Annotated in this window: 9 protein-coding genes and 1 tRNA gene; 8 read left to right on the forward strand and 2 right to left on the reverse strand. The window is 66.3% G+C overall.

All coding sequences use genetic code 11. The features are described from left to right. Positions 1-158: 158 nt before the first annotated feature. From AB0L57_RS20350 to AB0L57_RS20360, 3 genes are all read left to right on the forward strand, one after another. Positions 159-1,376: a cytochrome P450 gene (locus AB0L57_RS20350; protein WP_364964239.1), complete on the forward strand. Its 1,218-nt coding sequence runs from the start codon at positions 159-161 to the stop codon at positions 1,374-1,376. A gap of 108 nt (positions 1,377-1,484) precedes the next feature. Then, the gene (locus AB0L57_RS20355) at positions 1,485-2,042 is read left to right on the forward strand and encodes a DUF2165 domain-containing protein (RefSeq protein ID WP_364964242.1); all 558 of its coding nucleotides are present in this window, start codon (positions 1,485-1,487) and stop codon (positions 2,040-2,042) included. A 42-nt stretch (positions 2,043-2,084) separates the two neighbouring features. Then, a complete protein-coding gene (locus AB0L57_RS20360) occupies positions 2,085-2,504 on the forward strand; it encodes a PPOX class F420-dependent oxidoreductase (RefSeq protein ID WP_364964244.1) in 420 nt (139 codons plus the stop codon). Here AB0L57_RS20360 and AB0L57_RS20365 read toward each other — a convergent pair. Together AB0L57_RS20365 and AB0L57_RS20370 are read right to left on the reverse strand one after the other, a co-directional pair. Continuing rightward, entirely contained in the window at positions 2,486-3,283 is a 798-nt protein-coding gene (locus AB0L57_RS20365; protein ID WP_364964247.1) for an enoyl-CoA hydratase/isomerase family protein, read from the reverse strand. The two genes, AB0L57_RS20360 and AB0L57_RS20365, sit on opposite strands and share 19 nt — an antisense overlap. Positions 3,284-3,597: 314 nt before the next feature. Further along, a tRNA-Arg gene (locus AB0L57_RS20370) sits at positions 3,598-3,674 on the reverse strand. Between the two features lie 399 nt (positions 3,675-4,073). Here AB0L57_RS20370 and AB0L57_RS20375 point away from each other — a divergent pair. From AB0L57_RS20375 to AB0L57_RS20395, 5 genes are all read left to right on the forward strand, one after another. Next, positions 4,074-6,110 (forward strand): cytochrome c oxidase assembly protein, encoded by a 2,037-nt coding sequence (locus AB0L57_RS20375; protein ID WP_364964250.1) that lies wholly within the window; start codon positions 4,074-4,076, stop codon positions 6,108-6,110. After that, positions 6,107-7,057 (forward strand): threonine/serine dehydratase, encoded by a 951-nt coding sequence (locus AB0L57_RS20380; protein ID WP_364964252.1) that lies wholly within the window; start codon positions 6,107-6,109, stop codon positions 7,055-7,057. Before AB0L57_RS20375 ends, AB0L57_RS20380 begins: the two co-directional genes overlap by 4 nt. Positions 7,058-7,230: 173 nt before the next feature. Next, complete coding sequence (locus AB0L57_RS20385) at positions 7,231-7,740, forward strand: single-stranded DNA-binding protein (protein WP_364964255.1); 510 nt, start codon at positions 7,231-7,233, stop codon at positions 7,738-7,740. Positions 7,741-7,815: 75 nt separating this feature from the next. After that, positions 7,816-9,492: an energy-dependent translational throttle protein EttA gene (gene ettA, locus AB0L57_RS20390; RefSeq protein WP_364964259.1), complete on the forward strand. Its 1,677-nt coding sequence runs from the start codon at positions 7,816-7,818 to the stop codon at positions 9,490-9,492. Between the two features lie 248 nt (positions 9,493-9,740). Next, positions 9,741-12,229: NAD-glutamate dehydrogenase domain-containing protein (locus AB0L57_RS20395; RefSeq protein ID WP_364964261.1), on the forward strand; the 2,489-nt coding region annotated here is incomplete at its 3' end.

Below are 12,229 nucleotides of genomic sequence, written 5' to 3' on the forward strand. Positions count from 1 at the left end.
ACGGCGGGCGCAGATTGCGATCGCGGCCGGACAGGGTTGTGAGTAAGAACTTACTAACACATGGTAGGCCGTTGCTTCCGATCGGACGCTAGAAAGTGATCACTTACCCTGTTATCGTGTGTTGGCGCCCACTCGGTGCCCGATCCGCAGGGGAAACCATGGAGAAGACAACGCCCAACGGCGTACGCCTGTCCGACGATTGGTGCTTGCACCAGTTCGATCACCTCTCGCCCGACCTCGCCGCGACGCTGCCGGAGACGATGGCGCGCATGCGCGAGTTGTGCCCGGTGGCGCACAGTGAGCAGTACGGCGGGTTCTGGGTGGCCTCGGGCTACGAGGAAGTGCTGAGTGTGGCCCAGAACTGGGCGGTGTTCAGTTCCGCGCACGGGCTGTCGGTGACCGGTACCAAGGGCGTGGTCCGGAACCTTCCCGTCGAGGTGGATCCGCCCGAGCAGCGCAGTTACAAGAGCCTCATCACCCCGTACTTCACTCCGGCTGCGGTCGCCGACTGGGAGCAGCCCACGCGGGATCTGGTGACCAGGCTGATCGACGAGTTCATCGCCGACGGGCAGTGCGAGTTCATGGATGCCTTCGCCCGGCAACTGCCGAGCCTGGCCTTCTTCGAACTCGCCATCGGTGCCCCGGCCGACGAACTGGAGAAGGTCGCGTATCTGGCTTCGCGCTCCTCGATTCCGAACCATCCCGACGCGCGTGACAACTGGAAAGGGCTCTACGCGTGGGTCAAGGGATTCCTCGCCGACCGGCGCGAGCAGCCGCCGCGCGGTGATGTCGTCGATGCCGTCCTCGCCGCCGACATCGACGGTGCGCCGCTCACCGAGGACGAAACCATCGGCGCCGTACAACTTCTCATCCTCGGCGGCCTCGAGACCACCGCCGGCGCGCTGGGACTCATGATGGAGCGGTTCTGCCGGGAGCCGGCGATTCCGCAACTGCTGCGCGAGCGCCCGGAACTCATGCCCAAGGCGGTCGAGGAACTGCTGCGGCTGGACCCGCCGTTCGTCTCGGTGGGCCGCACCGCGGTCCAGGGGACCGAATTGGCCGGGTGCCCCATCGAATCCGGGGACAAGATGCTCATCCACTGGGCATCGGCCAACCGGGACGCCGGCGAATTTCCCGACCCGGACCGATTCGATCCGAACCGGGCTCGCAACCGCCACTTCGCCTTCGGCGCCGGGCCGCACCGCTGCGCGGGGTCCAATCTGGCCCGGTTGAATCTGCGGGTCGCGTTGGAGGAGATCGTGGGGCGCATGGACGACATCGCGCTGGCCGAGGATGCCGCGATCGAATACCACGCCGGGCTGACCCGATCGCCGCTGCGGCTCCCGATCACCTTCACGCCGCGCGACCGGAACTGATTTCCGCACCGGCCGTCCGGGGGCCGGTGCGGATGGGATGGCTCTCGCGAAAGTCGGCCTGGTGCAGTGCGGTTGACGATGTGTGCGCGGGCGACTTAGGTATGCACCATGCGTTTCGGTGGTGCAAGGGTTCTCGAGGTGTTGGGCGGCCGTCGGGCCGCGGTGGCGGTACTGACGACGATCACCGGCTTCTACTATCTGTTCGTCGCATTCACCAACTGCACCGATACCGCCACCAACCGGCGCGGCGTGGCGGCGGTGTTGTCGATGCGATCCACGATCCACGATCCCGGAACCGATTGGCGGGCACTGACCAGTGGCAGCGTCGCGCTGATCGTCTATGTGCTCGTGGTGATCTGGGAGCTCTCGATCGCGCTCGTGCTGTTGGCGGCGGCCGCGGCCTGGGTGCGGGAGCTGACTGGGCGACCGCGCCGGATTCGGGTGTCGTCCGATACCGCGTCGCGGTTGTCGAGTCTGGGCTGGGTGATGGCGGTGCTGCTGTTCGCGGGCGCCTTCCTGACCGTCGGCGGGGAATGGTTCCGGATGTGGGCGAACAAGGAGGTGAACGCCACCTCGGCAGCCATGCAGAACTTCCTGATCGCCGGGGTCGGGTTGATTCTGGTCCATCTGCCGGACCGCGCGCCCGCCGCGCCCGCGCGCGAGTGAGGATCCGGGAACATCGGCCGCGGCACCGGAGTTGTCCTCGTCATGGAACTCGACGCCGCGCTCGATTTCGCCGGGACCACTTCCCGTTCGGTGCTGACCACCATTCGCCGTAACGGCCGGCCGCAGCTGTCCAATGTCACGCACTGGACCGCGCCGGACGGTGTGATCCGGATATCCATCACCGCCGACCGGGCCAAGTATTTCAACTTGAGCCGCGAACCGTGGGCGGCGCTGCACATCACCCGCGCGGACTTCTGGGCCTATGCGGTACTCGAGTGTGATGTCGAGCTGACCCCGGTCGCCACGGCCCCGGACGACGCCACCGTCGAGGAGTTGATCGCGTATTACCGCGCGCTCAGTGGCGAACACCCCGATTGGGACGATTACCGCCGGGCCATGGTCGCCGATCGCCGGGTCGTGGCCCGTCTGCATCCGTCCCACGCCTACGGCATGGTGCCCTGAGGTCCGAGATTGCCGGGAATCCATTCCGGTGCACGCTTTTCCATGAATGCGCGCATGCCCTCGCGCGGTTCCGGTGAGGTCTCCAGTGCCAGGAACATGGTCTGGTAGTCGATATTTCCGTAGCGCTCGTTGAGCATGCGTTTCACATGAGCGCGGGCCTGCGGTGCGGTCTGCAGTATCTCGGTGGCGGCCGCGACCGCCTCGGTCCGCAACTGCTCGTGCGGCACCACCCTGCTGATCACACCCAGCCGCTGTGCCTCGGCCGCGTCGAAGCGCCGCGCCGACAGCAGCAGATCTCGTGCCACCGCCAGTCCGACGTGGGCCGGCAGAACCGCCGCGTAGGTGGCATCCGGTATGCCGCGCAACAGCTCCGGTATCCGGAACATCGCGCGCTCACTGGCCACCGCGATATCGGCGAGCATGGCGATGAGTAATCCGCCCGCCTGGCAGATCCCGTTCACCGCCGCCACCACCGGAACCCGGCTGTCCCGGATCGCCAGGAATGGCAGCACATCCTGGCCGGAGAGCTCCGGCGGCAGCGCATCGCCGGGCTCCGATCGCCCACCGAGATCCCCGCCCGGTGCGAAGACGTCATCGGTACCGGTGATGATCAACGCCGCCAGTTCCGGATCCTGGTCGACCAGCCGTAGCGCGCGTTTGATCCCGAAGTACATGGCCGGAGTCAAGGCGTTGCGCGCCTGCGGGCGGTCGATCACACACCAGCCGATCGCGCCGTCGCGCTCGAATCGCAGTCCGGCCGCACCCAGTTCGTCGCTCATGCCATACCTCGTGCACAGTTACGAGAATGATGATCTTGCACTAGGCATGCTAAGTTCTCGGACCGCGTATGTGTGAGTTGTTCGCCGAATCCGCAGGATGCCGCATGGTCCCGGTTCGTTGCCGTGTCCGTACATGCCGCACGCCGGGTCGCCGTCGTGAGCGCAGGTGATGCGCCAGATTCTGGCGATATCCCTTCGGAGGATGGCAGGTTTCGATATGTGCACTGCTGGGTAAGCACTGTCACTAGTGGACGTTCGCCAGTGCACACCCGACGTGGAAATCGGAGACGAGTGTGCACTGGCCGGCGCTTCCCTGGCGCCCCCGGCAGGAATCGAACCTGCGACCTAGGGATTAGAAGGCCCTTGCTCTATCCAACTGAGCTACGGAGGCATGGCGTCACCGAACACGATGCCCGGTCCAGGCGCACTGTGTCCAGCGAGTTGATTATAGCGATCGTCCAGATCTGTGCTGGTCACTGACAACCCAAGGGACACTGTGACACTGTCGGCCTCGTCACAGCTTTACGGTGCGGGGCCGTGGGGTTCGCTTCACCATCACATAACCTGGCGGCAATGTTCGGCAGGCATGCTGGCGCCCGCTGTTGACTCGAAAGGTAAGAACCCGATGGACTTTCTGACTGTGTTGGTGACCATGCTGAGCGCAATGGCCACCGGCAGCGCCTGACCGTAGCCGCAGGCAAATCTCGTCCCGCCGCATCATGATGCGGCGGGACGACGTCGTTCCGGGGCCGGACGGGTGTGCGGCGGGCGGCCAACTACGCTGCATAGTATGTCGTCACCGCAGGCCCCGTCCGTCGAACCTGGCTCACAGGCCGAACGGTCGGAGGCAGCGGCTTTTCCGATCTTGGCGGTGTTGTCGGTCGGTGTGACGGCGCTGGTGGCGCCGATCGTGGTGAGTCTGTCCGCCGCGCAGGCGCTGACGCTCCTCGGAATTCCCGATCCCGGTCCGCTGACCACCTACGGTCTGCCCGCGGTGCGGGCGCTGGCCGATTTCTCGGGCGCGATCGCGGTCGGATCGCTGCTGTTCGCGGCCTTCCTGTGCCCACCGCAGCACGACGGACTGCTGGATGTCGGCGGTTACCGTGCGGTGCGCCGCGCCGGACTCGCGGCGCTCGCGTGGGCGGTGACCTCCGTTCTGCTGGTGCCGTTGACGTTGTCGGATACGACCGGGCAATCCGTACGTTCGGTGCTGCGGCCCGATCAGATCTGGAGTGCGATCGGCAAGGTGGATGTCGCCGGATCGTGGCGGACCACCGCGATCATGGCGGTTCTGCTGGCCATCGGATGCCGGCTGGTACTGCGCTGGGGCTGGACGCCGGTGCTGTTCGCGTGGTCCCTGCTGTGCCTGATTCCGGTCGCCCTCACCGGACATTCGTCGGCGGGCGGGGCACACGACATCGCGACCAACAGCCTGATTCTGCATCTGGTCGGGATGGCGGTCTGGGTGGGCGGTCTGTTCGCGTTGCTGGCCTATGCGATGCGTGGCGGGAAGTACACCGGTCTGGCCGCGCATCGGTTCTCCCGGGTCGCGACGTGCGCATTCGTCGTCATCGCGGTGTCGGGCGTCCTCAACGCGTGGGTTCGGGTGTCGTGGGGTGAACTGTTCGGTACCACCTACGGCCGGCTGGTGATCGCGAAGACCGTCGCGTTGTGCGTGCTGGGCGTGCTCGGATTCCTGCAACGCCGTCGTGCGTTACCGGCGCTGGCCGAGAATCCGCGCAGCCGTTCGGCATTGATCAGCTACGCGGGGGTCGAGGTGCTGATCTTCGCGGCGACCGTCGGCCTGGCCGTCGGACTGGGCCGCACCCCGCCGCCCGATCTGAAACGGGTGCCCTCGCCCACGGAAGTCGAACTCGGTTACAACCTCGCCGGGCCACCGACCGCGGCGAGAATACTTTTCGACTGGCGCTTCGACATCATGTTCGGCACGCTGTCGATCGTGCTGGCGGTGCTGTATCTGGCGGGTGTGCGGCGATTGCGCCGCCGCGGCGATGCCTGGCCGGTCGGCCGCACCGTCGCCTGGCTGTGCGGATGCCTGGTCCTGTTGATCGCCACCAGCTCCGGTGTGGGCCGTTATGCGCCCGCCATGTTCAGCGTGCACATGGCCCAGCACATGCTGCTGTCGATGCTGGCACCGGTGCTGTTCGCGCTGGGCGGCCCGGTACTGCTGGCCCTGCGCGCGCTGCCGGCGGCCGGCCGCGACGCCCCGCCCGGACCTCGCGAGTGGGTGCTGGCCGCGGTGCACAATCCGGTTTCCCGGTTCCTGACCCAGCCGGTGATCGCGACCGCGTTGTTCATCATCGGTTTCTATGCGCTGTATCTGGGCGGCATATTCGACGCCGTGGTCGGTGAGCACGGTGCGCATCTGGCGATGAATCTGCATTTCCTGCTGTCGGGCTACCTGTTCTATTGGGTGGTGCTCGGGATCGATCCCAAGCCCCGGCAGGTCCAGCCGCTGACCAAGGTCGGCATGGTGTTCGGCTCGTTGCCCTTCCATGCCTTCTTCGGCGTCGCGCTGATGAGTATGACCACGGTGATGGGCGACTGGTTCTACCGTGCGCTGGGGATCGGCTGGAATTCCGACCTGCTCGGTGATCAGCGCACCGGCGGCGGCCTGGCGTGGGCCAGCGGTGAGATTCCGCTGGTGCTGGTGATGCTCGCGCTGCTGGTGCAGTGGTCGCGTAGTGACAATCGCACCGCCAAGCGGATCGATCGGGCCGCCGATCGTGATCACGATGCCGCTCTCGCCGCACACAATGCGATGTTCGCGGAGCTGGCCAAGCGTGACGGCGAGGTACGGCAGTGACCGGCGCGCTCGCGGGCGAACCCTGGCTGCTGCGGTCCGATATCCGGGCGGCCCAGCAGCGCTTGACCGGCGAAACCCGGGTCACTCCGGTGTTCCATACCGAGGTCGTGGGTCCGGACGGCCCGGTCAAGGTCACCTTCAAACTCGAACATCTGCAGCACGGTGGCACGTTCAAACTGCGTGGCAGCCTGAACGCGCTGATGCAGTCCGACGGTGACGAGCAGCCGGTCGTGATCGCGTCGGGCGGGAACGCCGGCATCGCCGCGGCGCTGGCCTGTGCCCTGCGCGGCCGGCCCTGCACGGTGGTCGTACCCGAGACCGCGCCGCACACCAAGGTGGCCGCGATGTGGGGGTACGGCGCGGAGGTGCTCTGGTTCGGGACGACCTACGCCGAGTCGCGAAAGCACGCCGATGCGGTGGCCGCGGAGCGTAACGCGCTGCAACTGCACGCCTACGATCTGCCCGCGGTGGTGGCCGGGGCGGGTGTGGTCGGACTGGAGATCGAGCGGCAGGTGCGGCGGCGGCCACCGGTGCTGGTGGCGGTCGGTGGTGGCGGGCTGATGGCCGGGGTGGCCATCGCGCTGGGGCCGCGGTCGCGGGTCATCGGGGTCGAACCCAAGGGCGCGGCCACGCTGCACGCGGCCCTGTCGGCGGGCCGGCCGGTCGATGTCCCGGTCGACAGTATCGCCGCGGATGCGCTGGGTGCCACCAGAATCGGAGACATCGCGCTGGATACCGCAATTCGCTACGGCGTCGGATCGGTACTCGTGGGCGACGATGCCATCGCGATGGCTCGCGAATATCTCTGGCGGGAATTCCGGCTGGTCGTGGAGCATGCGGGGGCCGCGGCGCTGGCGGCGGTGCAGAGCGGTGCGTTCGTCCCGGAACCGGGCGAGCGGCCGGTGATCGTGTTGTGCGGCGCCAATACCGATGTGACCACGCTCTAGCCGACCGACCAAGAGTGGAACATTCGGTGTTCACATCCGGTCGAGTTGTGCACATTTCCGGATTCGGCACTGGTGATTCGGTGCGGAAACGGCGAGGCTGAAATGCGTCGGCGAGGCCTGATGGGGCAGCCGCCGACGGGGGAGTTCTCGTCGAATCACGAAGGGGCGCAATCATGTATGAGGCGAATACGGCAGTAATCGGCACCATTGTCACCCATCCGGTGCGGCGCACACTGCCGGGCGGTGAGCAGGTGACGTCGTTTCGCATGGCCAGCACCGCCCGCCGGTTCGATCGCGAGAGTGGCGGCTGGGTGGACAACGGCAGTCTGTTCCTGACGGTGTCGTGCTGGCGGCGGCTGGTGGAGGGGGTCGACGCCTCGCTCCGGCGGGGCGATCCGATCATCGCCTACGGCCGGTTGCGCACCAACGAGTACCGCACCAAGGACGGTGTGCATCGCCACGATCTGGAGATGCAGGCTGCTGCGGTGGGGCCTGACCTGGGACGTTGCTCGGCCCCGGTGATGCGTCGCGGTGGTTCCCGGAACTTCGCGGCGGACCTGCACGTTGTTTGTCCCGGGGACGACGAGCCGTCGGGAGTGGCCGCTGGCGCGTCCGGTCTCGCGACCGATGCGGGATCGACTACCGTCGAGCCGGTCTCCGCGACGGCCGCCGACGCCGGATGACTGGCGTCACCGCGGTCCCGCTCGCGCGGTCCTCCCTTTCGACTCACTGGTTCCGACACCGATAGGCTTCCCTACATGGCTGAGTTCATTTACCAAATGAAGAAAGTTCGCAAGGCGCACGGCGACAAGGTCGTCCTCGACGATGTGTTCCTGAACTTCCTTCCGGGCGCCAAGATCGGCGTCGTCGGTCCCAACGGCGCCGGTAAATCGAGCGTGCTGAAGATCATGGCCGGACTGGATCAGCCCAACAACGGTGAGGCGTTCCTGGCGCCGGGGGCAACGGTCGGCATTCTGCAGCAGGAGCCGCCGCTGAACGAGGAGAAGACGGTTCGCGGCAATGTCGAGGAGGGCCTCGGCGAGATCAAGGTGAAGCTGGACCGCTTCAACGAGATCGCCGAACTGATGGCCACCGACTACTCCGACGAGCTCATGGACGAGATGGGCAAGCTGCAGGAGGATCTCGACCACGCCGATGCCTGGGATGTCGACTCCCAGCTCGAGCAGGCGATGGACGCACTGCGTTGCCCGCCGCCGGACGAGCCGGTCGACAAACTCTCCGGTGGTGAGCGCCGCCGGGTCGCGCTGTGCAAGCTGCTGCTGAGCAAGCCCGATCTGCTTCTGCTCGACGAGCCCACCAACCACCTCGATGCCGAGAGCGTCAACTGGCTCGAGCAGCATCTGGCCCAGTACCAGGGCGCCGTGCTCGCGGTCACCCACGATCGGTACTTCCTCGACAACGTCGCGGGCTGGATCCTCGAGCTCGACCGTGGCCGGGCCTACCCCTATGAGGGCAACTACTCCACCTACCTGGAGAAGAAGGCCGAGCGCCTCGAGGTGCAGGGCAAGAAGGATCAGAAGCTGCAGAAGCGGCTCAAAGAAGAGCTCGCGTGGGTGCGTTCGGGCGCGAAGGCTCGCCAGGCCAAGAACAAGGCCCGTCTCGGCCGCTACGAGGAGATGGCCGCCGAAGCGGAGAAGATGCGCAAGCTGGACTTCGAGGAGATCCAGATTCCGCACGGTCCGCGCCTGGGCAATGTGGTCGTCGAGGTCGAGCACCTGGACAAGGGCTTCGGTGATCGGCAGCTCATCAAGGATCTGTCGTTCACGCTGCCGCGCAACGGCATCGTCGGTGTGATCGGTCCCAACGGTGTGGGCAAGACGACGCTGTTCAAGACCATCGTGGGCCTCGAGCAGCCCGACAGCGGTGAGGTGAAGGTCGGTGACACGGTCAAGCTGAGCTACGTGGACCAGAACCGCGCCGGTATCGACCCGAAGAAGACGGTCTGGCAGGTGGTCTCCGAGGGGCTGGACTACATCCAGGTCGGCACTCAGGAAATGCCCTCGCGCGCATACGTTTCCGCGTTCGGGTTCAAGGGGCCGGATCAGCAGAAACCGGCCGGTGTGCTGTCCGGTGGTGAGCGCAACCGCCTGAACCTGGCGCTGACGCTGAAGCAGGGCGGCAACCTGATCCTGCTCGACGAGCCCACCAACGACCTGGACGTCGAAACTCTGGGTTCGCTGGAGAACGCGCTGGAGAACTTTCCCGGCTGTGCCGTGGTCATCTCCCACGACCGCTGGTTCCTGGACCGCACCTGTACCCACATCCTGGCCTGGGAGGGAGACGACTCGAATCCGGCCGCTTGGTTCTGGTTCGAGGGCAACTTCGAGGCGTACGAGGCCAACAAGGTCGAGCGCCTCGGACCGGAGGCCGCGCGGCCGCATCGCGTCACACACCGTAAGCTGACTCGTGACTGATATTCGGATCGCGTAGTCGATCTCGACCCGGGGCGTTTGCGCCAATTTCTCAGTGGCGCAACGTCATCGCTCGACTACCGCTCCGGCGGTGGTCGAGCGGGCAAGGGCGTACCAACCGCCCCGTTCGAGGTAGCTGAGCGTCGCCGAGGGTTTAGAAAGATTCCACCCCGGCACCTCGGCTGCCCAGCTACTCTCGACCACGGCGTCACTTTGTTGCGGAACCGAATCCGAGGGAGTTGGCGAAGAAAATGACGGTCTCGTCCGAATTGTCCAGCGCCGCGTGGGCGGAAAGTTTGCCGGAGCCGTTGCGGGGCGAACTCGCAACACTCGAGTCGGCGTACTTCCGACACGTGGATGCCGGCGATGTGGACTGTGCGATCACCGGAACCTCTGCGCTGGTTTTCCGGCGACATCTCGAACTGGGCATGCAGCGGCCACCGAGTACCGCCCGGGTGCGGGTGTATCACCCCGACGACGGCAGTGGGCTCGGTGCGGCGGTGCAGCTGATCACCGACGATATGCGCCTGCTCGTCGAGTCGGTGGCCTCCGCCCTGACCCGGATAGGCGTGACCATCAGCGAGGTCATCCACCCGATCTTCGAGGTGCTCCGCGACGACGAGGGCCGGCTGCACTCGGCCTCACCGCACGAGGTGGACAGCAACGGCGTCACCGGCCTGCGGGAGTCCTGGATTCACGTCCAGTTGCACCCTTCCACCGGTCGCGATGTGCTGGACCGGATCGAGACCGAGATCCCCGACGTCCTGGCCGATGTCCGGCAGGTCGTCAGCGATACCGAGGCCATGCGCGGCGTCCAGGATCGTCTCGCCCGGGAGCTCACGCGCACCGCGGATGCCGGCACCGCGCCGTACTCGGCCACCGACCTGGTCGATTGCGCGAATCTGCTGCGCTGGATGGCAGACGGCCACTTCACCGTGCTGGGCTACGCCCGGTTCCAGCGTGATCCCTCGGCGTCCGCCGAGTCGAAATCCGTTGTGGTACCGGACAGTTGCCTGGGTGTCCTGCGCCCCGACGTCGGCACCGACTTCCGGGTACCGGTCGACGGGGGGAACCGGCCACTGCTCATGCTGACGCAGGGCCTCGTTCCGGCCACCGTGCATCGGTCCGTCTATCCGTATTTCGTGGGCGTCGCCGAGGCCGATGCTTCGGGTGCGGTCACCGGTGAGCATCTGTTCATCGGCGTGTTCACGGTGGCCGCCATGCACGAGAACGTGCTGGACATCCCCGTTGTCGCCCGCCGCGTGCGTTCGGTGATCGAAGAGTGTGGATTCGACCTCGAATCGTTCTCGGGCCAGGCCATGCTGGAGGTGATCCAGTCCTTCCCCCGCACCGAGCTGTTCTCCTCGGACATCGAGACGATGCGCCGCACCGCCAGCGCGGTGCTCAATGTCGGCATGCGCCGCCAGGTCCGGCTGTTCATGCGCCGCGATTCCTACGGCCGGTTCGTCGCGGCCATGGTGTATCTGCCGCGTGACCGCTACACCACCCGGGTTCGGCTCGAGATCCAGGACATTCTCGTCCGTGAGCTCGGCGGTGTGTCGATCGACTATTCGGCGCGAGTGTCCGAAAACGAGCTCGCCAGTGTGTATTTCACCGTCCACATGGCGGAGCCGGGCACCGAGGTCGACACCTCCGAGGCCAACCGGTTGCGCATCCAGAATCTCCTCGCCGAGGCCACCCGGACCTGGGACGATTACCTGCGCGACGAGGTGGCCCGGTCCTCGGTCCTGGACCCCGCTGTGGTGCAGCGGTATTCGGCCGCATTGCCCGACGGGTACAAGGAGGACTTCGGCCCGGCGCGTGCGCTGGCCGATATCGTGCGGCTGGAACGACTCGATGTCAGCGCCATCGACCAGCATCTGTATCGCCGGGAAGGTGCCGAGCCGGGCTCGTGGCGGTTCACTTTGTATGTCGGCGGCGGGATTTCGCTGAGCCAGGTGTTGCCGCTGTTGCAGAGCCTCGGTGTCGAGGTCGTCGACGAACGGCCCTACGAGGTCGATTTCGATGACGGACGTGTTGTCTGGATCTACGATTTCGGTTTGCAGGCCCGGCCGGATCTGCTCCGGATGTCCTTGGACCGCAACATGGATGCGGAACTGGTCGAGACGGCCGAGCGGCTCGATGTGCTCGATGCCCAGGAACGCGGTCTGCGGGACCGCTTCACCGCCGCATTCGACGCGCTCTGGCACGGCCGGGCCGAAGCCGACGCACTCAACGAATTGGTGCTGCGGGCCGGACTGCACTGGCGGTCGGTGTCGATCCTGCGGGCGTATTCGAAGTACCTGCAGCAGGCGGACTTTCCGTACAGCCAGGCGATCATCGCTCGCGTGCTGCTCGCCTCGCCGGATGTCGCGCGGCTTTTCGTCGAGCTGTTCGAGGCCATGTTCGACCCGGATTCGGCCTCCGCGGAGCGCGCCGACCAGTTGCGGGCGGCGGTTCGTGAATGCGTGAACGAGGTCGTGAGCCTGGATGCCGACCGCATCCTGCGCGCGATCCTCGGCGTCGTGACCGCCACACTGCGCACCAACTACTACATCGTCGATGCCGACGGCGCCGCGCGCGAATACCTGTCGGTCAAGGTGGAGCCGCACGCGATCGCGGAGTTGCCCAAGCCGCGTCCGCAGTTCGAGATTTTCGTGTATTCGCCGCGGGTGGAGGGTGTGCATCTGCGGTTCGGTGCGGTGGCGCGTGGTGGTTTGCGGTGGTCGGATCGGCTGGA

The sequence above is a fragment of the Nocardia sp. NPDC052254 genome, assembly GCF_040679495.1.
Taxonomy (GTDB): domain Bacteria; phylum Actinomycetota; class Actinomycetes; order Mycobacteriales; family Mycobacteriaceae; genus Nocardia.

Coding starts and splice junctions, on each gene's coding strand:
- AB0L57_RS20350 (WP_364964239.1), top strand. CDS start 159: ATGGAGAAGACAACGCCCAACGGCGTACGCCTGTCCGACGATTGGTGC.
- AB0L57_RS20355 (WP_364964242.1), top strand. CDS start 1,485: ATGCGTTTCGGTGGTGCAAGGGTTCTCGAGGTGTTGGGCGGCCGTCGG.
- AB0L57_RS20360 (WP_364964244.1), top strand. CDS start 2,085: ATGGAACTCGACGCCGCGCTCGATTTCGCCGGGACCACTTCCCGTTCG.
- AB0L57_RS20365 (WP_364964247.1), bottom strand. CDS start 3,283: ATGAGCGACGAACTGGGTGCGGCCGGACTGCGATTCGAGCGCGACGGC.
- AB0L57_RS20375 (WP_364964250.1), top strand. CDS start 4,074: ATGTCGTCACCGCAGGCCCCGTCCGTCGAACCTGGCTCACAGGCCGAA.
- AB0L57_RS20385 (WP_364964255.1), top strand. CDS start 7,231: ATGTATGAGGCGAATACGGCAGTAATCGGCACCATTGTCACCCATCCG.
- ettA (WP_364964259.1), top strand. CDS start 7,816: ATGGCTGAGTTCATTTACCAAATGAAGAAAGTTCGCAAGGCGCACGGC.